23 protein-coding genes and 3 pseudogenes are annotated in these 20,534 nt (G+C 60.7%); 15 read left to right on the top strand and 11 right to left on the bottom strand.

Annotated features, from left to right (window positions below; all coding sequences use genetic code 11):
- Positions 1 to 524: 524 nt before the first annotated feature.
- A pseudogene (locus FJ930_RS30655) lies at positions 525 to 701 on the bottom strand (cytochrome C oxidase subunit I); the annotation flags it as partial.
- Between the two features lie 164 nt (positions 702 to 865).
- On the opposite strand from FJ930_RS30655, the gene FJ930_RS27760 reads away from it, so the two are divergent.
- Entirely contained in the window at positions 866 to 2,380 is a 1,515-nt protein-coding gene (locus FJ930_RS27760; RefSeq protein ID WP_181176465.1) for a PAS domain S-box protein, read from the top strand.
- A gap of 621 nt (positions 2,381 to 3,001) precedes the next feature.
- On the opposite strand, the gene FJ930_RS27755 is transcribed toward FJ930_RS27760, so the two are convergent.
- From FJ930_RS27755 to FJ930_RS30645, 3 genes and pseudogenes are all read right to left on the bottom strand, one after another.
- Entirely contained in the window at positions 3,002 to 3,478 is a 477-nt protein-coding gene (locus FJ930_RS27755) for a hypothetical protein (RefSeq protein ID WP_140745328.1), read from the bottom strand.
- Between the two features lie 58 nt (positions 3,479 to 3,536).
- Complete coding sequence (locus FJ930_RS30650; RefSeq protein WP_246677062.1) at positions 3,537 to 3,749, bottom strand: YidB family protein; 213 nt, start codon at positions 3,747 to 3,749, stop codon at positions 3,537 to 3,539.
- 18 nt (positions 3,750 to 3,767) lie between these two features.
- A pseudogene (locus FJ930_RS30645) lies at positions 3,768 to 3,875 on the bottom strand (MucR family transcriptional regulator); the annotation flags it as partial.
- A gap of 460 nt (positions 3,876 to 4,335) precedes the next feature.
- Here FJ930_RS30645 and FJ930_RS27745 point away from each other — a divergent pair.
- From FJ930_RS27745 to FJ930_RS30640, 4 genes are all read left to right on the top strand, one after another.
- Positions 4,336 to 4,842, top strand: coding sequence for a hypothetical protein (locus FJ930_RS27745; protein WP_140745326.1), 507 nt, complete (start codon positions 4,336 to 4,338; stop codon positions 4,840 to 4,842).
- 26 nt (positions 4,843 to 4,868) lie between these two features.
- The gene (locus tag FJ930_RS27740; protein WP_246677060.1) at positions 4,869 to 5,234 is read left to right on the top strand and encodes a phage holin family protein; all 366 of its coding nucleotides are present in this window, start codon (positions 4,869 to 4,871) and stop codon (positions 5,232 to 5,234) included.
- Positions 5,231 to 6,103, top strand: a complete 873-nt coding sequence (locus tag FJ930_RS27735) for a hypothetical protein (protein ID WP_140745323.1) — start codon at positions 5,231 to 5,233, stop codon at positions 6,101 to 6,103. The genes FJ930_RS27740 and FJ930_RS27735 overlap by 4 nt, the downstream gene beginning before the upstream one ends.
- A gap of 141 nt (positions 6,104 to 6,244) precedes the next feature.
- The gene (locus FJ930_RS30640) at positions 6,245 to 6,493 is read left to right on the top strand and encodes a hypothetical protein (RefSeq protein ID WP_246677059.1); all 249 of its coding nucleotides are present in this window, start codon (positions 6,245 to 6,247) and stop codon (positions 6,491 to 6,493) included.
- 613 nt (positions 6,494 to 7,106) lie between these two features.
- Here FJ930_RS30640 and FJ930_RS27725 read toward each other — a convergent pair.
- Positions 7,107 to 7,517, bottom strand: coding sequence for a cbb3-type cytochrome c oxidase subunit I (locus FJ930_RS27725; RefSeq protein ID WP_140745321.1), 411 nt, complete (start codon positions 7,515 to 7,517; stop codon positions 7,107 to 7,109).
- Between the two features lie 1,978 nt (positions 7,518 to 9,495).
- Here FJ930_RS27725 and repA point away from each other — a divergent pair.
- The 7 genes and pseudogenes from repA to FJ930_RS27690 all read left to right on the top strand — a co-directional run bounded on the left by repA (position 9,496) and on the right by FJ930_RS27690 (position 14,719).
- Positions 9,496 to 10,698 (top strand): plasmid partitioning protein RepA, encoded by a 1,203-nt coding sequence (repA, locus tag FJ930_RS27720; protein ID WP_140745319.1) that lies wholly within the window; start codon positions 9,496 to 9,498, stop codon positions 10,696 to 10,698.
- Between the two features lie 81 nt (positions 10,699 to 10,779).
- Positions 10,780 to 11,748, top strand: a complete 969-nt coding sequence (gene repB / locus FJ930_RS27715) for a plasmid partitioning protein RepB (protein WP_140745317.1) — start codon at positions 10,780 to 10,782, stop codon at positions 11,746 to 11,748.
- A 148-nt stretch (positions 11,749 to 11,896) separates the two neighbouring features.
- Entirely contained in the window at positions 11,897 to 13,102 is a 1,206-nt protein-coding gene (repC, locus tag FJ930_RS27710; RefSeq protein ID WP_141840907.1) for a plasmid replication protein RepC, read from the top strand.
- Positions 13,103 to 13,204: 102 nt separating this feature from the next.
- Positions 13,205 to 13,594, top strand: coding sequence for an antitoxin Xre/MbcA/ParS toxin-binding domain-containing protein (locus FJ930_RS27705; RefSeq protein ID WP_140745393.1), 390 nt, complete (start codon positions 13,205 to 13,207; stop codon positions 13,592 to 13,594).
- The gene (locus tag FJ930_RS27700) at positions 13,591 to 14,109 is read left to right on the top strand and encodes an RES family NAD+ phosphorylase (protein WP_140745313.1); all 519 of its coding nucleotides are present in this window, start codon (positions 13,591 to 13,593) and stop codon (positions 14,107 to 14,109) included. Before FJ930_RS27705 ends, FJ930_RS27700 begins: the two co-directional genes overlap by 4 nt.
- A 129-nt stretch (positions 14,110 to 14,238) precedes the next feature.
- Positions 14,239 to 14,439, top strand: coding sequence for an AbrB/MazE/SpoVT family DNA-binding domain-containing protein (locus FJ930_RS27695; protein ID WP_246677058.1), 201 nt, complete (start codon positions 14,239 to 14,241; stop codon positions 14,437 to 14,439).
- Positions 14,436 to 14,719 (top strand): annotated as a pseudogene (locus tag FJ930_RS27690) (DNA-binding protein). The gene FJ930_RS27695 and the pseudogene FJ930_RS27690 overlap by 4 nt, the downstream one beginning before the upstream one ends.
- 180 nt (positions 14,720 to 14,899) lie before the next feature.
- On the opposite strand, the gene FJ930_RS27685 reads toward FJ930_RS27690, so the two are convergent.
- The 3 genes from FJ930_RS27685 to FJ930_RS27675 are packed head-to-tail and all read right to left on the bottom strand — an operon-like array spanning position 14,900 to position 16,682.
- The gene (locus tag FJ930_RS27685) at positions 14,900 to 16,045 is read right to left on the bottom strand and encodes a site-specific integrase (RefSeq protein WP_140745311.1); all 1,146 of its coding nucleotides are present in this window, start codon (positions 16,043 to 16,045) and stop codon (positions 14,900 to 14,902) included.
- Positions 16,042 to 16,428, bottom strand: coding sequence for a type II toxin-antitoxin system VapC family toxin (locus FJ930_RS27680; RefSeq protein ID WP_140745309.1), 387 nt, complete (start codon positions 16,426 to 16,428; stop codon positions 16,042 to 16,044). Before FJ930_RS27680 ends, FJ930_RS27685 begins: the two co-directional genes overlap by 4 nt.
- The gene (locus FJ930_RS27675; RefSeq protein ID WP_140745307.1) at positions 16,428 to 16,682 is read right to left on the bottom strand and encodes a type II toxin-antitoxin system VapB family antitoxin; all 255 of its coding nucleotides are present in this window, start codon (positions 16,680 to 16,682) and stop codon (positions 16,428 to 16,430) included. The genes FJ930_RS27680 and FJ930_RS27675 overlap by 1 nt, the downstream gene beginning before the upstream one ends.
- Before the next feature lie 273 nt (positions 16,683 to 16,955).
- Here FJ930_RS27675 and FJ930_RS27670 point away from each other — a divergent pair, with 273 nt between their 5' ends.
- Positions 16,956 to 17,912: a DUF1403 family protein gene (locus FJ930_RS27670; protein WP_141840906.1), complete on the top strand. Its 957-nt coding sequence runs from the start codon at positions 16,956 to 16,958 to the stop codon at positions 17,910 to 17,912.
- Positions 17,913 to 17,914: 2 nt separating this feature from the next.
- Positions 17,915 to 18,616, top strand: a complete 702-nt coding sequence (locus FJ930_RS27665; protein ID WP_140745303.1) for an SMC-Scp complex subunit ScpB — start codon at positions 17,915 to 17,917, stop codon at positions 18,614 to 18,616.
- 34 nt (positions 18,617 to 18,650) lie between these two features.
- Here FJ930_RS27665 and FJ930_RS27660 read toward each other — a convergent pair whose 3' ends face one another.
- The 3 genes from FJ930_RS27660 to FJ930_RS30635 all read right to left on the bottom strand — a co-directional run bounded on the left by FJ930_RS27660 (position 18,651) and on the right by FJ930_RS30635 (position 19,807).
- A complete protein-coding gene (locus FJ930_RS27660) occupies positions 18,651 to 19,184 on the bottom strand; it encodes an RES family NAD+ phosphorylase (protein WP_141840905.1) in 534 nt (177 codons plus the stop codon).
- Positions 19,181 to 19,567: a DUF2384 domain-containing protein gene (locus tag FJ930_RS27655; protein ID WP_140745301.1), complete on the bottom strand. Its 387-nt coding sequence runs from the start codon at positions 19,565 to 19,567 to the stop codon at positions 19,181 to 19,183. Before FJ930_RS27655 ends, FJ930_RS27660 begins: the two co-directional genes overlap by 4 nt.
- Positions 19,568 to 19,657: 90 nt before the next feature.
- Positions 19,658 to 19,807: a hypothetical protein gene (locus FJ930_RS30635; RefSeq protein ID WP_246677057.1), complete on the bottom strand. Its 150-nt coding sequence runs from the start codon at positions 19,805 to 19,807 to the stop codon at positions 19,658 to 19,660.
- A 246-nt stretch (positions 19,808 to 20,053) separates the two neighbouring features.
- Between FJ930_RS30635 and FJ930_RS27645 the strand changes: the two genes are divergently transcribed.
- On the top strand, positions 20,054 to 20,503 hold the full coding sequence (locus tag FJ930_RS27645) for a hypothetical protein (RefSeq protein WP_140745299.1): 450 nt from the start codon (positions 20,054 to 20,056) through the stop codon (positions 20,501 to 20,503).
- The last annotated feature ends 31 nt before the right edge of the window (positions 20,504 to 20,534 follow it).

Here is a 20,534-nt window from a genome sequence, read left to right as displayed (position 1 = left end):
CCTCGGCAAGAGAAGTTGAACGGAGCCTAGGAAGAATGCAGGAGAATGAGGATCGTTCCTGTCTCGACGTAAACTCGCTCCAGGCTACTGCCATCAACAGGATTGGTGATATGGATTCCGGCCGGCCTGTCGATGTGGGCAGCGCCTCTCCTGGCCGCCCTTTGGATTCGACTAGGGAAACCAGAGCAGGGGCCGATGTGCTTCGGCCAGCTTGAATAGGCTTGGAGAGTGCGCCTCGCAGCCGGCGAACATTCTTCCCTGTCCGAGCGCGATATATGTCAGGTTGCGGGCATTTTTCGCCTCGCAAGAGTTGATGAACTAAAAAGCGGGCCAAAGCGGAAAGTCCGTCCGGGCCAAAGATTGCCCGCGCGAACTCGCCTGCGACCCAAAGACGGCACACCGATCTGCGGGCCTCGGAAATAAGAATTAAAAAGAGATCAAGCTACAGCTTCTGCCTCTTTCTGGGATGAATTGCAGGCCACGTCCGCGCAGCACTCGTCCGCAAGAAAGCCGATCAGACGGTTCACCACCAGCACGACGCCGATGTAATAGAAGGCGCTCCCGATCAAGGGCGGGTAGAATGTTTAGAGCACGGAAGCGCTTCCAAGCGAAACCGGGACCATCGCCGTCACCGCGCCGGCCAGGGTGAGCCAGAAGCCCGGCCATGCCGGCCGCCGTCCAATCAGCGGCTGCTTGAGAGACTTTCGGAGATGGCGCATCACCCGGTGCTATGGGATTTCGCCGAGCAGCCGCAGCAGACGCATAGTTCCTCTGGGCAATGATTAGCTTCGGCGCTAAGCTATGTTCTTCGGATAATCGAAAAGCTTTGCCTGGCCGAATTATAATCAGCGCCGCGGGGTTGGGGATGCAGCAAGGGAGATCGAATCGCGCGGCCAGACACATCGGCGAGCGAGGACAGCCCGACAGCGACATCGCTCGTGAGCAGTCCGCCCTCTATCGCCTCACAGACCGACTTTATCACGCAACGGGCCTGATCGAGGTCTACGAGGCCGCGCTGGATGCAATATGCGAAATTCTCGGATGCTCGCGCGCCTCGATCTTGAGATTCGACAGCCAAGGCATCATGTGCTTCGTCGCCTCGCGCTCTCTATCTGAACAATACAAAGGCGCTGTTGAGGGCCATTCGCCTTGGGCGGCTGGTCAGCGCGACGTCGAACCGATCTTTGTGGAGGATATTCGTCACAGTGGCGAGCCTCAGCACCTCGTCGAGACGATTCTCGGCGAAGGTATCGAAGCGCTAGCATTCATCCCACTTGTCAGCGCCCGGGAGCTGATCGGCAAGTTCATGGTCTACTATCCGCTGCCCCATCACTTCACCACTGGGGAATGCGAACTCGCATTAACGATCGCCCGGCAGCTCGGTTTTGCGATCGAGCGAGACCACTCCGACGCGATCGCGCGGCGATTGAGCGCGCTCGTGGAATCGTCGGATGATGCCATCATCGCAATGGAGCCCACTGGCATAATTACCGACTGGAACAGCAGCGCCAGTCGGCTCTTCGGTTACAAGCGAGACGAAATGATTGGGCGCTCTGTCATGTTGCTCAGTCCACCCGATCTCCAGCACGAGGAGCCGGAGATCCTTGCGCGCGTCCGCGCCGGCGATCACGTCGAGCACTACGAGACCATCCGTCTGCGCAAAGACGGAAGCACGCTTCCCGTCTCTCTCACGGTTTCCCCCATTGCGGACGCCTCGGGCGCGATTGTGGGGATCTCTAAGATCGCGCGTGACACCTCAGAACGACTGCGCGCGCAACAGCAACAGCAGATGTTACTTCGCGAGATGGATCATCGCGTGAAAAACCTCTTCGCCATCACCAGCAGTATCGTCAATTTGAGCGCATCTGCCGCGGAGACGCCAGCCGCTCTCGCCTCGATCGTATCGGACCGTCTTGGTGCCTTGGCGCGGGCGCATGCCCTGACGATGCGCGCGTCAGAGGGTCGATCAGAGTCAGCCGCCACGAGCCTACATGCTTTATTGGCCGCGATTCTGGCACCCTATCACGACGATGCGAACGAGCACCCACGCTGGGCGATCAACGGCGTCGATATGTCTGTGCCCTCCACACTGATTACACCTCTGTCTCTGCTGCTGCATGAATTCGCCACCAATGCTGCCAAGTATGGCGGCCTCTCGACTGCGGAGGGGTCAGTGAAGATCGCTTGTTCCAATCGGGACGGCAAAATGGTCATGCAATGGCGAGAGGCTGGCGGACCGCCGCCTAGTAAAACGCCAAGGGAGGGTTTCGGCGGTCGCTTGATCCGTCTGGCGGCCAGCCAACTTGGCCGTGTCGATATTGCCTGGGAGAGTACCGGGGCGGTCATCGAGCTCACGATTGATAGAGAAATTCCGGCCTAACCGCCGAGTCGACCCGGTTTCAACCAATTGTTGCACCTCAAGCAAGCAGATGGATTGCACGGTAGCCCACTGGGGCTGGAGCGGCTCAGGCGGCCCGACTGGACGGGGGATGGGATGACCTACCGTCTCGGGCCCAACTGACCAGAGTGGGAGCTGCGCAGCGTCCTACCAGTCTCAGCGCTCACCGGATCGTTCCATTTGCCCAGGCGTTGCGGAACCCAAAATCCCGGTTAATCAGCGGAACATATGTCGCCGCAACCTTTACGGGATGAGACTGCCTCGAACAATTCGCGATATGATGGCCGAGCTTCCGCCGGATCAGCAGGAGCAGATCGAGATCCGGTGTCCGGCCCTGCGGCAAATTCTGGAGCCCTCATTGCGGGCGAAGGCACCAGATGTTGCACCGAAGCGCAGGCCAGCACCCGCCGCGCCGTCCATAGCCTGTGGCTACGAGCGCCGCTCCACGGCGCTCGGACCGCGGGAACACTGGGCGCCTGTCGGATCAACAGGGGCTCACCGCTATCATGGCTGAAGGTTGCCACATATGAGGACCGAGCCGACAGTAGGTCGATGAGGTACCTTACGAGCAGAGCGGGCAAGCAGCGTCGTATGCCACCCCGGTTAACAACCGTCGGCCCTTAGCGATCTTACCATGCGAACGACAAGCGGATCATAGGGGAGCTTTTCGTCGCTGCTATAGTTGACGGAAAACAGGGCTGCGCGGTCCCCGCAGACTTTGATCGCGCGAACATACAGGATGTGGCCGTCCTTCAGGCCCGAATAGCTGGCCCATTGAGGCGTCACTCGCTTATAGGTCAACTTCCAGCCGTCGGCCTCGTTTACTGCCATGCGATGCTCGATCTCGGTGCGAAAACTCGCCTTGCCGAGTTGCGCGCCCCAGACTGCCAGAAATGCTTTGTCTTTGCCCTCGAAGGCTGCCCCTTGATCAGAACGCTGAGTTAGCACAAACCCAGGTGGAACATCGAACACGAAGCCAAAATGCTTGATCCCGAAGGCTTGCCATCCCTGAGCACCGAGCAGCGATGTGGGCATCATCGCGATGAGTAAACTCAATAGAATATGAGGAACATGTCTCATGGCGTGCCCTTATCGTTTCGGCATCCGCCCCAGGTCTGTGGCACATCGTCGAGCAGGGTCAGCCCGTCCGAGGCATTCGTTCGGTGATCTGCTGGCAGGTTGCCGTTTGGGTCATCTGGTTGATGGCATCCGGCAGATCCGTTGTGATCCTCGCAATCAGCTCCTGGCGCGAACACCCACTCTGCCTAGAATGTGCCTCCAGTGTCTGCGCGTCAATGGCCGTCGCAACCTCGTAACGCCCGTTCGGCCCGGTGCCGACCCACGAATCCACTTTCGAGCCTGCGCCCGTGGCGATCAGATCGGGCAGAGCCGCAGCCGGTACTGAATTGTTTTGAACGTAAGCGGCCACGATGTCGGCAGTCAAACCGATCAGGTCGGCGCTCGCGATAGTGTTCAAGTCTCACTCCTGTGTTGCCCCATCTGCTCTCCTATTGTGGAATTCTTTGCCGCGCGGAGGCGGTACCCGAGCACAACCGGAAGCCGAGGTGGCGCTCGCCTCCTGGTCGAAGATCAGCTGCAGTTGCCAAATTGGGTGCAAGGGGGTCGGGTTCAACCTGTCTCAGGCGCCTGTCATGGTTCCTCGAACGTGCCGTTGGTCGCGGCCGACGGATTCCCGCTGAAAACAGAACTACCGTCGAGAACGCTTCAAGCTTGGAACCTGCTGTAACGCACAGCATGTCAGCGGCACCTAAATAATTTCGACGGTTCGGAACGCTTGCCCACGTCGCAAGTTGCTCGGTGAAAAGGAGCCTGCACATGAACAGCGTCATTTACCTGATTGGCCTGATTGTCGTCGTGCTTGCGGTCCTTTCGTTTCTAGGCCTCCGCTGACGGCAGGCTCGACATGGAAGACTGACATGAACACCAATCCTGAAAAGAACTCCGATCTCACGCGCACCGAGGTCGGCGGCCAGTTAAGCGATGTCCAAACCAAGGCCGCCGACGCGGTTGCCGCGGCAAAGGACGAGATCGCCGAGAAAGCCAGGGACGTCGCCGCGGAGGGTAAGGAGGCTCTTATGGATCAGGCCCAGGGCGCCCAAAACAACCTCACCAATGCGATCGCGGCATTCGGCGGCGCCATCAGGGCAGCCGGCGAGTATCTGGCCAACAGCGATCAACGGGCGGCCTCCAAATTCGCCATGGACGCGGCCGGCGGACTGGAACGCATGTCGGCGTCCCTCAAGGACAAACCTTTCGAAGACGTCCTCACCGAGGTGCGGACATTTGGAAGTCGGAACCCAGGGGTCCTGATCGGCGGGGCGGTTGTCGCCGGCCTCGCACTGGGTCGCTTCCTCAAGAGCACCGCCCCCAGGGCTGCTGATAGGACGGCTGTCGATACGGATGCTCCGAGGACCCAGTCATGACCCCGGGCCAGGACGAGCGAAGCTTGATGAGCCTCATCAGCGATCTGTCGCAGCAGATCGCAACGCTGCTGCAGACCGAAGGAAGACTGCTTCGGACCGAGCTTTCCGAAAAGGCCGAGAAGGCTGGTGCCGGTGCAATAGAGGTGCTTGGCGGAGCCATCTGCCTGATGGCCGCACTGCTTGTTCTGCTTCAGGCACTGGTGATCGCGCTGTCGAAGACGGCGCTCGGCCCGGGATGGTCTTCGTTGCTGGTGGGCGTGGTGGTCGCCATTGTCGGCGTCGTTCTCATCCGCACTGGCTCGGCTGCCATGAAACCGTCCGAACTCGCGCCGGATCGCACCGCTGGCCAACTCAAGCGCGATGCTGGCGTCATCAAGGATCAAGTGAAATGACTGAGAAAACATCCGCTGAACTTCAACGCGAAGCCGAAATTGCGCGCGCAAGAGTGTCCGATACGGCCGAATCCATTCGCAACAAAATGACGCCAGGTCAGCTCATCGACGAATTTTCAGGGTTGTTGACCGCTGGGGACAGCGGTTCGATGTTCGCGACCTTGAAGTCGCAGGTCGCGGCCAATCCGCTGCCGGTCGCGTTAGTCGGCGTCGGATTGCTCTGGCTGATGGCAGGGCAAGGCGCGGCGCTCCCCCAGCCGGACGGATCAATCAAGCGGCAAAGCTGGGGGTCGGGTCCGGTGGAGCGTGAACCCGCAGCGACGGGCGCCAGCTCGCCGGAGGGCGGGATCACCGACGCCCTGTTGGACGCTCCCGGACAGGCGGTGTCGATGGTCGGCGATGCAGTCGAAGGGATCACCGCCAGCGTTTCGGCGGCCGCTCGCGAAGCTTCGGGCGGTGCCGCCAGATACGGGTCCGCGACCGTTGAACAGGCCACCAAGGTAACCACCGCGGCAGCCGATATGCTGAGCCAGGAACCCCTTGTGCTTGCCGCTCTGGGATTGGCGTTGGGCACCGCTGTCGGAGCGCTGTTGCCGCACACCGATTTTGAAGACCAGCAACTCGGGCAAACAAGCGAAAACATTCGCGACAAGGCGAACGAACTGTTGTCCCAAGGGGTGGACGGCGCCAAGGAAGTCGCCGCCGACGCCTATCGTACGCTGAAGGAAGAGGCCGATAACAAGGGCGTCAGCGGAGATTCCGCCTCCCTTGTGGACAAGGTGAGCGATGTCGTGCGCAACACGGCCGCGAAGACCGAAAGGAACGTCCGCGACAAGCTGACAACGACCTCTGATAGTTGGCCGACCTGAGCTTGGCGAAGAGATCCTCGACTTTCTCGTTCATCCCTCGACAACGAGCGAACTGCTTCGCCGCAGCAGCGGGTTCATGAGACGCGACGCAGGTGCTCATGATGAGCAAACGCTTACTCAGCCTGCGAGGCAGCCGTCGCGGTGCGTTATAGGCTGTGCAAGGACCTGATACACGTCGACAACCTCGTGCTCGATCTCGCTATCGGCCATACGTTGGCGGTGAGCCGATTTTCGGGCCTCATCGAGCAGATCGCCTATCATCGCCGGATCGTCGACAGCCCCTTTCGGGAGATGATCCGAAATCCAGGCGTGGAGGAAATTGGTGGCGAACCGAATCGCAGGTCAAGAGCGCCCGTCAGCCCCTCTTGCTGGTTGGATTCGATCGCATGATCGCGGCTATCAACGAGTGCCGCACCGCCCGCTGACTGACGACCCGCGGCGCAGATTCGCAGGATATCGTACCTTTGCTGGCGAAGCGTGCCGGATGGGCAGGGATACAAGTCGACGAGGACAGGCATTCGAGTAGGTCGGAATGGGATTCTTGGGCAAATTGTTCGCAGCGCCGTTCGGCAAGAAATCCGCGCCGGCCAAAAGGTGGCGATATGCGCCGGGCCACCGGCGCGGGCCCGGCGACCGCCGCGCATTCGAAAGATGCCAGGACGCCAGCCGCCACCGGTCAAAACGCCAAAGCTGCGAGGAAAAGGAAATGACGGGACAAGAACAACTGGGATCTCACCAGCGCTCCCGCGTCGGCTGTGACGAAGAATACGACTCCGCGATTCGCTAGCAAGTTCCGTAGCTTAGCACCAAATCGGTTGCCAGCCATGTCAGCCCGCCTCGTTGGTGTAAGACGCGTACCAGGAGCGGCAGCCGGGAGCGCAACCGGCAAACTTGCTCGATTGCCGCGTGTTGCCAAACCCAGGTTGGCCCAAGGCCCGAAGACGGTGGCCCGGCCCTCTGCATTCCGACACCTACCCCGAGCGGGGCGGCTATAGCGCGGATTTCAGCGTGGCGCTGTTGACAATCCAGCAACCGAGCGCGCCGTCTCGGTCGAAAAAACCACGAAGGCAAATATCAAAACCGCCGCGGCCACAATTAGCGATCCGCCGGCGACGACCGGTTCGAGCTCCGTCCTTCCGCTCTGCATCATGAGATACAGCGCCGGAAGCATAATGACGATACCAAGGGTGTAGAGGCCATAGTGGATCATGGCGATTCGGCGCGCGGCCTTGGCCGGATTCAGTGCGTAGTACCCGCCGAATATCGCGCTTGTCACCCATCCCAACAGGTTGATATGGGCGTGTGCGGGGAAGGCCCCGTGATCGCCCGAGATCGCCATCTGCAGACCGGCTCCAATCCCCAGGATGAGGAACACTATTGCTGTTTTAAAGAACAGTTCTGAAACCCTTGGCATCTTATTTCCTCCCCGAATGCCATTCCAACGGTTCGCACATGCCACGGTTCTGGGATGTTGACAGCGGTTCCAGGCGCCTCGCGACAGGCCATTAGCCGGCTGCGTTGACGGTTGGTCAACGTTCCGTCAGCGTATGCGATTATGGGGGGCTAAAAAAGGGATTTCTAATAAAAACTGCTATCTTTAGCCCGCAATGAACCTTGCCGCATCAAGTGGAGCTGAGGCTCACGAGAAGAAGACGTTAGCCACGCGCAATCGGCACCGCCATTTCACCCCGAACAGACCGCGGCAGATAAACGAGGGTGCCGCCACTGGAGGTAGGGGCTCGGGCGCTTGCCAACGGGGTGCACATGGATTGCGTTATGGTCATCCCTGTGCGGGCAACATCGCGTCGATCCCTTTCATATACGCCCCGCCAAACCGATCTGCTGTTTCGACCGACGCCGTCAAATGCCGCTGCGCGGCAGGGTTCTGAGCCTCCACCGCGTCAGGCGGAACATTAGAAGCTTCTAAGTGTTCATCCTCGGTCAGAGGGCACTCGATAGTGCCTCCGGCATCAACTCTCGACCACAGACACGGAACTTGGACGGGGCCGAGGGCAAAGAGTTTGGAGATAGGTCATGCACAGCATTATCTATATTGTAGGGCTGGTCGTCGTTATTCTCGCAGTGCTCAGTTTCTTTGGCCTGAGGAGATAGGCCGCCTCGCCGACGGTCGCAGCGTAGATGTAGCGGCCTTGGGCGGCCGAAACACGCCAGTTGTATCCCGGTCCCTCCCCTTCATCCCTTCGATATGAAGGCATCAACGATGTTGCGTGGCCTTGAGCCTTTGGGCGGGCACGCGGCGCCGGCGTTGTCGTGGAATCTTTGACGAGGCCAACGGCAGCGTTCTCAGCGGATTGCATCGGCGGTGGCTTGCTCCGATTTGTCTATGCACTTTCTAGTCAAGCTTCGGCTCGGGGAAGCTCTTCGAATCCGTCCAGCATTTTCGGGATCGCGCCCTCGGGGTCGGGAGCGGTGGGCGGGCAAGCTCGGCCGGTAGCGTGCCCCACGGTTGCGGATGCGATACTTTGAAACAGTCCCCTGCCCCGGCTATGCGTGGCCGATCGAGCCGTGCCCATTGTTGGGCGCACCGAAGCATCCTCGCCAGCGCAGCGGCGAGGTCCAAATGCACATTGTTTCGCCGGGTGATGCGTGAAGGTCGCGACAAGCGCGACCTGAACCGGGTTTCTCCCATGGGCTTGGCTGGCCAAGGGGACTAGGCGCTTTGGATCGGTTGGATGCACTTCGAGGTTCTGCTTCGGCACGCTCATAAACTGATTGCCGAATACGCCCGTCTCGCCGTCGCGGGCCCTGGCAGGAACTGGTAAAGGCGAAGCCGGGTGGGGTTAGCCGAGCACGTGGTAGGCTGCAGGTTCTCACGGACTAGCGCTGCGGCATCGCCGGTGGTTTCTTTTCCAGCAGCTTGGCGACAGGCCCTCGCCTTGCTCGCGTGATGTGCGGACGTATTCGACAAGACACGCCGCCGCCAGCCGCTTTGTAGTGATGAAGGCCCGCCGTGGCTCTCGCCGATCGTTGGCTGATGAACATTCAAGTGACTGAGTCAGGCGGAAATGTCGGTCAGATGAAGAGGGCGGCGAACGCCTGATGGACGCAGAAGTCGGTGAAGGCGGGACCTTCTACAAGGGATTGGCGGGCTGGTTTCCCGGCGCACCAATGGCAGGTGATTCCAGACCGTGCGCACGGCCAAGTGGATAGTCCAGCGGCGTCGCTGGAGTTTACTGCGGTAAATTCCTTGACGAATGCCAATGAAAACAGCGCACTAAACTCGACGGCCCTGCATTTTCAGCGCGGAACCGATCGAAGGTTGTTAACTTCTTGTTAACCCAAAACTTCTTGCTGCTGCGGCCGAATCGGAGCTTAATGGCGGTTGTTGGGTACTTTGTCTCCAAAAAGCGCCAATTCAGGTTTCGAAAAGAATGAATATCGCCATGCGACTTCCTGTCTTCGAGTTCGACGACAAGATCCTCGAGCATGGGGCCGAAATTTCGCGCAGGCTCAATCAGCTGCGCATGGAGAAATTTCCCCCCAATGCGACGAAAACCCTGCGTCCGTTTTCGATGGCCGAGGTTGCGCACTACCTTGGCGTTTCGCAGAACAATCTGAAACGGCTCCATCTCGAAGGCAAGGGCCCCCTGCCCGATCAAGCAGCATCGGGCCGGCGCTCGTACACTGCCGCACAGATGCTGGAGCTTCGCCATTTTCTCGATCGCCACGGCAGGACCGATGTGAAGAAATATGTCCCCCACCGCAAGCCGGGGGACAAGCTGCAGGTTATCGCGGTTGTCAATTTCAAGGGTGGCAGCGGCAAGACCACGACGGCGGCCCACCTCGCCCAGCATCTGGCACTGACCGGCCACAGGGTCTTGGCCATCGACTTGGATCCGCAAGCTTCGTTGTCGGCACTCCACGGCTTCCAGCCGGAACTCGATCGCAACCTCTCGCTCTATGAGGCGATACGATACGATGAAGAACGTAGGTCGATAGCCGACGTCATCGTCCCAACGAACTTCCCTGGCCTGGACATCGTCGCGGCCAATCTGGAGCTTCAGGAATACGAATACGACACGCCGCTTGCCATGCAGGACAAATCGTCCAATGCCGGCCGGCAGTTCTTCCTGCGGATAGCCAAGGCGCTGGCGGACGTTGACGATCGTTACGATGTCGTGGTCGTCGATTGTCCGCCGCAGCTCGGATATCTGACCTTGACCGCCATGTCGGCCGCAACGTCGGTGCTGATCACCGTGCATCCGCAAATGCTCGACCTCATGTCCATGAGCCAGTTTCTGCTGATGCTCGGTGGGATCCTGAAGACGATCAAAGGGGCGGGCGCTGAAATCCAGCTCGACTGGTTCCGTTACCTGATCACGCGATACGAACCGACGGACATCCCGCAGGCTCAGATGGTGGGCTTCATGCAGTCAATGCTTGCCGGCCAGATCCTCGATCACCCGATGTTGAAGTCGACGGCGATATCGGATGCGGGCCTGACCAAGCAGACACTCTATGAAGTCGAGAAATCGGCGTTCACTCGCTCGACCTACGATCGGGCGATGGAGTCACTCGATGCGGTCAACGCCGAGATCGTCTCTCTTGTCCATCGCGCCTGGGGCAGGGTGTGATGGCGGCTTGTTTTTACTGCGGTAAAAATGCGCTTTTTTGTCCACAAAATCAGCTCTCTAGCTGATTTCGGGAATGGTTGAATGGCACGCAAGGACATATTTGGCAGCGTCATGGGCTCCGCAGCTGCGGCGCAGCAAGACAAGGACGTGTCGAGCTACGCGGTGCGTGGTGCGTCGCGTTCCATCATCCAGTCGTTCGAAGAGCTGTCGAAGAGTTCGGTCGTCGAGCTCGATCCGGATCTGATCGACACGTCGTTCGTATCGGACCGCATCGGGGACGACGACGGCGAATTCTCCGAACTGGTGCAGGCAATCCGCGAACGGGGTCAGGATTCTCCTATCCTGGTGAGGCCACACCCGTCGTCGTCAGGACGTTATCAAACGGTGTTTGGGCATCGGCGCGTCAAGGTCGCCCGTGCGCTGGGTAGGCCTGTTCGCGCCGTCGTCAAGCAAATGGTCGATCAGGACCATGTGATCGCTCAAGGCCAGGAAAATGCCGCGAGAGCCAACCTGTCGTTCATCGAGCGCACGCTTTTCAGTGAGCGTATTCTCAAGAGCGGACACTCACCGGAAGTCGTGAAGTCGGCATTGACGCTCGATGACACCACGTTTTCAAAGATGCGGTCGGTTTCGAACAACATTTCCGAAGACATTATCCTGGCAATCGGCGCCGCCAAGGGGATTGGCCGTGATCGCTGGTGGCAGCTGGCCAAGCTCATGGAGCATCCGGCAAATTCCGCCAAGGCAAGGATATTTGTCCAGACCGATGCCTTCAGCCAGGTCGACAGCGATGCGCGCTTCAATCAGCTCTTTGATGTCCTGGCAGCGTCGGGCAAAACGGCGAGACCGTCGCCGGCGCGAGCACGGGAAACCACCTGGGCGCCGAAGGACAATTCCGTGAAGGCAAGGATCACCGATAACGGCAAAGTGTTTACGCTCGCCCTGAAATCCAAGGACGCGTCAGCGTTCGGTGCATTCATTGCCGGCAGGCTCGGAGAGCTTTTCGAATCTTTCCGGGCGTCGGAAGCCGAAAACAAGACAGGAGACTGAACCCGCAAAAGAAAAAAGCCCCCGAGCGTTGCCGCTGCGGAAGCCTTTCTCTGAACTAAGCACTCTGAGAATCCCATTTCCGCGAATCACTGTCAAGTGCTTTAGGCGCCGTTTCGGCGAGCGGAGATCTTTTGCCTAGCCAAAGGCAATGAGAATGGGACTGGGAGTGACGCCCTTCGGTGGGCGAACAATGACGCTTGCCTTGCTGCAGGCCAGCAACGGCACGCGCGAAATTCCTCAAGGCGCCAGCGTAGACAAGTGGCAGGTCTATCGCTGGCTTTGCGAAGGCAAGACCATCATAGGTGTTGGCGATCGCGCCCTGGCGGTTCTGAACGGGCTGCTGTCGTTCTATCCGGACAGCGAGTTGAGCGAGGAAAACGGGCTCATGGTGTTCCCGTCGAACGCGCAACTGTCCTTGCGTGCCCATGGAATGGCCGGCGCGACGCTCAGGCGCAACCTGGCGGCTCTGGTCGCTTGCGGGCTTGTCATTCGCCGCGACAGCCCCAATGGCAAGCGCTACGCTCGCAAAGGCAAGGATGGCGCGATCGACGAAGCCTTCGGCTTTTCCCTGGCGCCCCTGCTGGTGCGCGCTGATGAAATACGCCTCGCCGCCGAGCGCGTACTGGCTGAAGGACGGGCACTGAGGTTGATGCGCGAGCGCCTTACCCTGCAGCGGCGCGACATCCAGAAGCTGATCGAGGCGGCGGTGGAGGAGGGCGCTACGGGCGACTGGGGAGCTATCTGGCGACGCTTCAGGGCGATTGTTGACACGATTCCACGGCGCGCTGACCTTCGCGATCTCGAGCCGATCGTGGCCGACATGGCCGCGTTGCGCGAGGAAGTCGATAGGATGCTGGAAAGCTTCATGAATTCCACAAATCAGAGCGCCAATGAGTCTCATAGTGAGCGGCAGCAATCTGATTCAAACACCGACTCTATCTTTGAATTTGAACCTGCTTTGGAAGAAAGCATGGCGCCGGCCGAGCCAGCAATCGGGCGGAACGACAAGCCGAAAGCCTACCCGCTTGGCCTGGTGCTGAAGGCGTGCCCGGACATGCTCGATTATGCCGTGGCGGGGATAGGCAGTTGGCGCGATTTCATGATCACGGCGGCCCAGGTCCGCGGATATCTGGGGATCTCACCGTCGGCCTATGAGGAGGCCTGCCACACGATGGGCCAGGAGACCGCCGCCGTGGTGATCGGCTGTATCCTGCAACGGGCCCAGCACATCAATTCCGCCGGCGGATATCTGCGGGTGCTGACCGAGAAGGCGCGGGCAGGGCAGTTTTCGGTTGGGCCGATGCTGATGGCGGCACTGAAGGCGAATGGGGCAACCATGAGGATGACAGGATGAGCGCACCGAACCGCCCAGGACGTCCGGCGCTTGAAATTGGGGGAAAGGTGGCATATTTTTTGTACAATAAATGCGGCCATTGATGTGGCGACGGTGGACTTCATGAGTCAGGCTCTCAAGGCACCTGGGCAGATGGAACCCTTGGTTTTGTCCTATATGGACCAGGCCGGGAAAATCGGCATCGACCAGGTGGCGGACGGCTTTGGAATGTCCAAGGGGCAACTGGCCGAGACCGCGGGCCTGGCTCGCGAAACGCTCTATCGATTGGAACGAAGCCGCACGGTCAAGACGCAGGGACGCCTGCGTGAAATGCTCGAAATCATAAGTCGTGTCGCGGATTGGGCCGGCGGAAAGGAACAGGCAATGGCCTGGTACCGAGCCCAGCCGCTTCCGGCATTCGGCGGGCGTACGGCTGAAGCGCTTGTGAAGGAGGGCAAGGCCGGCGCCGTTCGCGACTATCTCGATCATATGGCTCTTGGCGGCTTTGCGTGAGGTTCGTCGGAACCTGCTACAGGGCGCATGATCCACGTTGGGCCTTCAGGCCGACATCCGGGGAGGGAGCCGCAACCAGGGGCGCGCGCTTTAATCCCAAAGGTGTCCAGGCGCTTTACCTGGCCCTGACCGTCATGACGGCGGTGAAGGAAGCCAATCAAGGCTTCGCGTATCGGATCGATCCGTGCGTGTTGTGCTCCTACGAGGTCGATTGCGGGGCTATTGTGGACCTGACAACCGAGAAGGGGAGGGGAGAAGCGTCCGTCACCCTCGATGAGATGTCTTGCGCCTGGGCGACCACGCTCAGCGACGGGAAACGCCCGGCTTCGTGGGGTGTCCATGACCGCCTGCTGTCTCAAGGCATTGCCGGCATTCTAGTGCAGAGCTTTGCGCCGGGCGCTGAAGCGGAGGATCGCAATCTCGTGCTTTGGGACTGGGGGCCAGATCTGCCGCACAAGGTGACCGTATTCGATCCGAGCGGCCGATTGCCGAAAGACCAGCTGTCCTGGCGGTAGGGATAGGGGACGGCGTTTTTACTGGCGCGCAGCGACGATTGAAATCCGGTCGACAAGGCAAAAACCTTCAAGAAATCTGGCATTTACCGAGGACTAGACATGACCGTTACGGTCACAGCAAAGGGATAGGTGACGATCCCTAAACCCGTCCGGGATCTTTTGGGGATCGTTCCCGGGAGCAGGGTCGAATTCCATCGCGCCGCGGATGGCAGCGTGGTGCTTGCTCGAGCTGACAAGAAACAGCCTAGCCGTTTTGCAAGATTGCGAGGCCAGGCCGGTGAAGGTCTCGACACCGCTGCGATCATGGCACTGACGCGTGGTGAAGCGTGACGCTGGTCGACACCAATGTTTTGCTTGATCTTGTCACGGACGATCCGAACTGGGCGGACTGGTCCGTTGCTCAGCTTGAGGCGGCAAGTCTCGACGGGCCGCTGCCAATCAATGATATGATCTACGCGGAGCTGGCAGTCCGCTATGGCGGACCGGCGTGTCGCCTGACTTCTTCATTGGTACCCATGCGGCTGTCGGCCAACTTCCATTGCTTACGCGCGATTCCGGACGATATCTCACATATTTTCCATCTGTGCGGCTGATCACACCGAAAGCATAGGGGCACGAATCCAAGAGCTCGTTCGCGATGGGGCGGAAAGCGCCATTGGTCCGCGGCGAGGTTGTGGCAAGCAAGCCGCACGCAAGCGAGCCGCGTTCCAAGTGAGCGCCGCGGCCGACAGGCGACCACGCGCCGGCTTTTCACCGCGGCCTTGTCTTCCGGAAGAGGGGAGGGGGCTTTTCAGAGCCCCGACGCCTTGGTGAGGTTGACCCGAAACCGATCGCGCCGTCGCTGATATTTTCGGGTCATCTCGGCCGAAGCATGGCCAAGTTGCTTTTGCACATGGCGCTCGTCGACCTCGGCCGAGGAGGCCAGCCCGGCGCGAAGCGAATGGCCGGCAAAGAGTTTTCCGCGCTGACCTTCCGGCAAGTCGCCACGCACGCCGGCGGCGAGGGCGGTCCGCTTTACAAGTCGGGCGACCTCCTGGTCGTTCAGGCGATTGCTGCCGACGGCCTTGCCCTGGCCAGTAACGCGCCGGAAGAGGGGACCATGGGCGATGCGAGCAAGTTTCAGCCAGATTTGCACGGCAACAACCGGGCAGGTGGCGTCGGAGGAACCACGGCCGATTTCGACCTCACGCCAGCCGGTTTTTCCCCGCAATGTGATCAGCAGGCCTTTTTCCAGAATCTCAATCCAGCCGGAAGAATCCTCGGTTTGATCGCGGCCGCAATCCAGGCCGACGACCTCAGAGCGACGCAGGCCGCCGGTAAAGCCGAGAAGGAGCATGGCGCGGTCGCGCAAGCCGCGTAAGGTTCCGCGGTCGAGCGTTTCCAGCATGGCGATCAGATCCTCGGGCAGCACCGCCTCCTTCTGGCGGGGCGGCGCGGCGTGGGTGTTGCGGATGCCGGCCATCACAGTCGCGATATGGCGGTCCTTGCGGTCGAGCGCCTGGCCACGTTGCGCATAATTCCAGGTCAGCGAGGACAGACGGCGTTCAATCGTGGACACGGAGTTCGGCCTCTTGTCGCCCGTGACGGCACCTGACGCGCAGGCGGTGATATAAAGCCCGATGACCTGCGGATCAGGCGGAAACACCTCAATGCCCTGGCGGCGGCACCAGCTCCCAAAATGCTTCCAGTCGGCCGCATAGGCGCGCCGCGTATTGGCCGAGCTTGCTGCCTCGACATAGTTCTGGGCGCGGTCAGCCAGGCGCTCCAGATGCTCCGAAACGCGCGGCCCGGGTCGGACGGCCGGAAGGGGAGGGGAGGGGGCGTCGGCTGAGAGATCCTCCGGCGCGCGGCCCATCTCCATGACGACGTCGACGATGTCGGGCATGTCGTCGTCGCCGGAAGCCGATGATCCGTGACCGTCGTCAGCCATCCTCATGCAGCCTTGATGTCCGTTCGGGAGAAATCATCGCCCTTGAAAAGAAGCGGTTCGCCGGAGAGTTTGGCCAGGGCATAAGAGAAGCAGTCGCCGTAATTGAGCGCCGCTGGATGCCGTCCCTTGCCAAAGCGGCGCCAGGCGCGGCGGGCCTGGTCTGCGTGCTCTGCGGTCACAGCCACGATGCCCACCTCCGCTTTGTGCAGCCAAAGGTCAAGATCCGCTCCGCCTGCTTCTCCGAGGCGCGCCTCGATGACCATGGCTGCCTCAAGCACCGTCGCAGCCGATATCAGGCGCACAGGATCGTCGGCAATTTTCTCGTGGAGACCGCTGGCTTCCGGCTCATTGAACGCGATTGCGGCGATAACCGACGTATCGATGACCATCAGGATGGAATTCCGTTCTCGTCATAGCCGATGATCTCATCGGGCGTTCGATCGTCGAGAACCGGCAGCGCGTTCAAGCGCTTGCGAATTGCCTCCAGATCCTCCAGCAGCGCTGCCTTGCGCGCATCAGAGCCTGTCCTCTTCAGTCGCTCCTCGAGCGCTCGCTTGGTGGCAACAGTAATGGTCTCACCCGTGCGCTGGGCGAGCTCGCGAGCCAGAAGTTCCGTTTCCCGATCCTTGATGCTGAGGGCCATATGCGGGTACCGTGGTTCCTAATTGTCTACCTTCAGCCTATATACTCTACCCAACGCCGGAATGCACGACATCTGCGGCCCTTCTCTGTGGTCGAGGGGAGCGATGCCGAGTACGATTTTTAGGGTTTTGATCGACGAGAGAGGCCATTTCCTCTATAAAGAACAAAACGAATGATAATGCAACATTATCATTCCTTATTCTCTGACGACAAGCTGTGCGTTTTGTGCCGAAATTGATGGCGCAAAGCGCACGCGCGATTTACCGTCAAAAGCATGATTCGCCTTGATCCCATGACCGCCAGCCCTACCGCGCCGCCGATCGTTCCGGCCTGGGCGCTCGCCCTGGGCGGCGCGCCGAGCGATGCCGAAGCCGCCTTCCAGGCCGGCGCCGCCTTGGGGGCGCTCGACAGCCTCGCCCGCGCGCAGCCCGCCTGGGCCGGCGCGTGGCGCCAGCGGCTGGCACTTCGCTGTGCCGCCGCCAGCATGCGGCTGGCCGGCCGCGCCGAGGACGAAGCCGCGTTGCGCGATGCCTGGCATCTGTGCTCGGCCGGCGCCGATCCCGGGCCCGCCGGCGCCATTTTTTCCGCTTGGCGGCAGCTCGCGCTGCAACCGCCCGTTGCCAGCGCCGATCGGCTCGACAAGATCGTCGGCCAGCTTGGCCTCCATTGGGACGCCGCCGCACTCGCCACCCTCTGCACGGAGATCGAAAAGCTGGCGGGGTCGCAGCGGCCGGCGCCATTCGCCGCCGCGGCGATCGCCGCTCAAATCGTCGCCATCCGGCCCGACTTCGAGCTGGCGGCCTGGTGGCTGGCCGATCTGGTGCTGGCCCACAGCCTGGGCTGGCCGCGGCCGCTGCCGCTCCTGATGGCCCAGGCCTTTGGGCCGGCATTTCGGTCGACGGACGCGCGCGGCAAAAGGATCCGGCCGGGAGAAGAGGGGTTTGAAGTGGCGATCTGCGTGGCGCTGGCGCAGGCGGCGGCTGATGCCTGCCGGCTGGCCACGGAGTTGTCGCGCCGCGCCGAAAATCTCCTCGCGGTGGCGCCAAAGCTGCGCGCGAAAGGCGCCGGCGACGTGATTTTCTTGCTCCTGAATGAAGACGCTGTGCCGGGCACGCTGACGACCAAAAACCTGTCGCGTTTCGCGGCGCGACGCCTGTTCGAGCGGCTGCAACACCTCGGTGTCGTGCGCGAGCTGTCGGGCCGCCCCACCTTCCGGCTGTTTGGGCTCTAGCGATGAGCGAAGCGTCCGCCCGCCGCAAGCCGAACGATCAGCCGGCCCTGCTTGACACTGAGCTCGAGCACTTGCCGCCGGAACTGCGCTGGCGCGAGTGGATGGGTCGCGTCGAAGCGGTGATCTTTGCCGCAAGCGAGCCCGTCCCGCGCGAGGTGCTGGCGCGGGTGGTGGGCAAAGACTGCAATCTCGAGCTGGTCATCGACGACATCCGCGCCGAGCTCGCCGGCCGCCCCTACGAGCTGGTGGCGGTCGCCGGCGGCTGGCAGCACCGGACCAAAAAGGTTTTTGGCGACGCCATCCACGTCGCCTTCGGCACGGCAGCGGGCGAGGGTGCAAAAGAGCTGTCGCAATCCGAGGCGCTTGTTTTGATGTGCATTGCCTATTTCCAGCCGATCACGCGCGCGGAACTGTCGAGCTTTTTCGGCAAGGAGGTGTCACGCGACCTGATCGGCGTGCTGCGCGGGCAGGAGCTGATCGCCTCGGGGCCGCGCAGTCCGCGGCCGGGCGCGCCCTACACCTATGTGACGACGAAGAATTTTCTGTCGCAGTTCGGGCTCGACACGCTGCGCCAGCTGCCGGATTTCGAAGCGCTCGAGGACGCCGGGCTGCTGTCGAAGGAGAAGCTTTTGGCCGGGGATATTCCGGCCGGGTTGGCTAATAGTGAGGGCGAGGACGATGTCGTCGAAGAGCAGGTGTCGTGAGCGGGCGTTTGTCGCCTTGCGATCCCAGAGACGGTCAATGACTCAAGGACCAGGACGACTGGTCGTGCGGTAGTCGGTGATCGGGATCGTGAACCGCGACGTGATCGCCGTCGACAAGGTTGGCTGGAAAGATCACCAGATTAGTGCCGCCGGCATGACGCAGCGACGGAAACAGAATGCCGCGAAGCCCGGCGGTGATGACCATGTCCGCAAGTTTCCACGACGGCGGGATTTTCTTGTCGATGCGAGCGATCTTGCGCCAGGCACAATCCCATTCCCGCCAGGCACCGTCCCAGATGTCCGGGTCGAATCCCTGCGAAAGGTCGGCCACCTCGGCGAGCGTGATCTGGTAAGCGGCAAGAGTGGCTGGCGGGACGATGCTGGCACCCTGCTTGTATTCCTCCAACGCTGTCTGAGGAGCGCGGGACAGGTAAAGCGCTTCGACGCCTGGCCGGTTGAAGCGCCCGCCGTCGATCGCCGCGCCTGCACCGCTGGTGGGCAGGAAGGCCCATTTGGGTGTCAGATAGCGATGGAAGATCTCGTCCGGCCCGACGCGGGTGACCTTCACCCGCGCGCCCCGTTCTCGAGATCCCGGATAAAGGCCAGGACTGCTTCGACCTGGCCGTCCGCGACGAGCTCGGCCGCCGTGCGATGGCCATAATCGGCGATCGGTTCATTGCGATACCAGTAGATTGCCTTGTCCACGTCGCCGGTGAGCTCCGTTGCCGCCGAGATCACCTTCACCATCTCGCGCATCCGGCCCTGCAGGCGCTCCGATGACGGGTTGCGGAGCGTGTTGCGGTGGACGCCGGTCAATTGCGCCAGATTGGCAACTTTCACGCCCAGCGCCTGCGACAGGCGCTTCGGCGAGATATAAGGAGTGCGCGGCTCCTGCAGGCTGTCGACAAAGCCCGAGATAACCGTGGAATGTGCTAGCTGTGCCTGGGCCATGACAATTCTCCGACCTCTCATACGCACAATATATGCACATTTCAACGCATAGCAAGTGAACAGACGTTTGGGCGCGTGGGCGGCATGTACCTAGAAGAGCGTTCCGAGAACCTTCCAGATCTGTTCGACAACCGGAATGCCGGCGGTCGGCGATGCTCCAATGACCGGAAACTGCACGAATTCTCCCTCGCCAGCCTGACCAACATTCTCAAGATAATAGACGGTCTGCGAACCGGGCATCGCCTTTCCGAGCCGTTTGAGATAGGCAAAGTGATCGGTCGAAAACTCGTCGGCTCTGGTAACGACTGCTAAGATGCGCCCGTCGAGTGTCGAGATTTGCGGTTAAGAGCCGAATCAACAGACTATTATGTAAGTATCGATAAGAGATAATTTATCGATACTGACTTTTATCATCGAGGATATCGCCTGTGACGGAAGTAAAACCCAAGATAACTTCTGTTTCGTGGATGACGTACAATCGAATCAATGGCTTATGATCTTGCCAGCCTGCCCCTGAAGGTCCTAATCGGGCCGCTCGCATGCGCCGAAGACCTTTTGGCTCGCCTCGACGAGCGCGTGCACAAAAGCCCGGTCCGCGACGGCTTTTTGCAACGCTCCCACTTCGCTGACGCGGCCGCCGCGCTGTGGCTCGAAGGCGAGCTCGCCTCTGCCGAGAAGCGCGCGGCTGGTCGAGATGACCAATCAATCAGGGCAGCGAAGCAGTCGTTGAAACGATCAAGTCCGACGCGGCGCGCCGACAACACGCGATGCGATCATTGTGATGGCACGCGCCTAGCTTCGATGGCGTATCCATTTTTTGCTTTGAGGCGGCACATCGGAAGTGCCCGGCGCGCACCCTCATGGCATGCGATCGGCTATGAAAAGTTCATGAAGGCTCAAAATGCGATCGGCTATGTTTCCCCCGCGACAAACTAGCAGGGCCTAGTTCGACCATGGTCGGCCCAAG

The sequence above is a fragment of the Mesorhizobium sp. B2-4-15 genome, from assembly GCF_006658505.1.
Lineage (GTDB): Bacteria > Pseudomonadota > Alphaproteobacteria > Rhizobiales > Rhizobiaceae > Mesorhizobium.
This window is presented reverse-complemented; position numbering and strand designations above follow the sequence as displayed.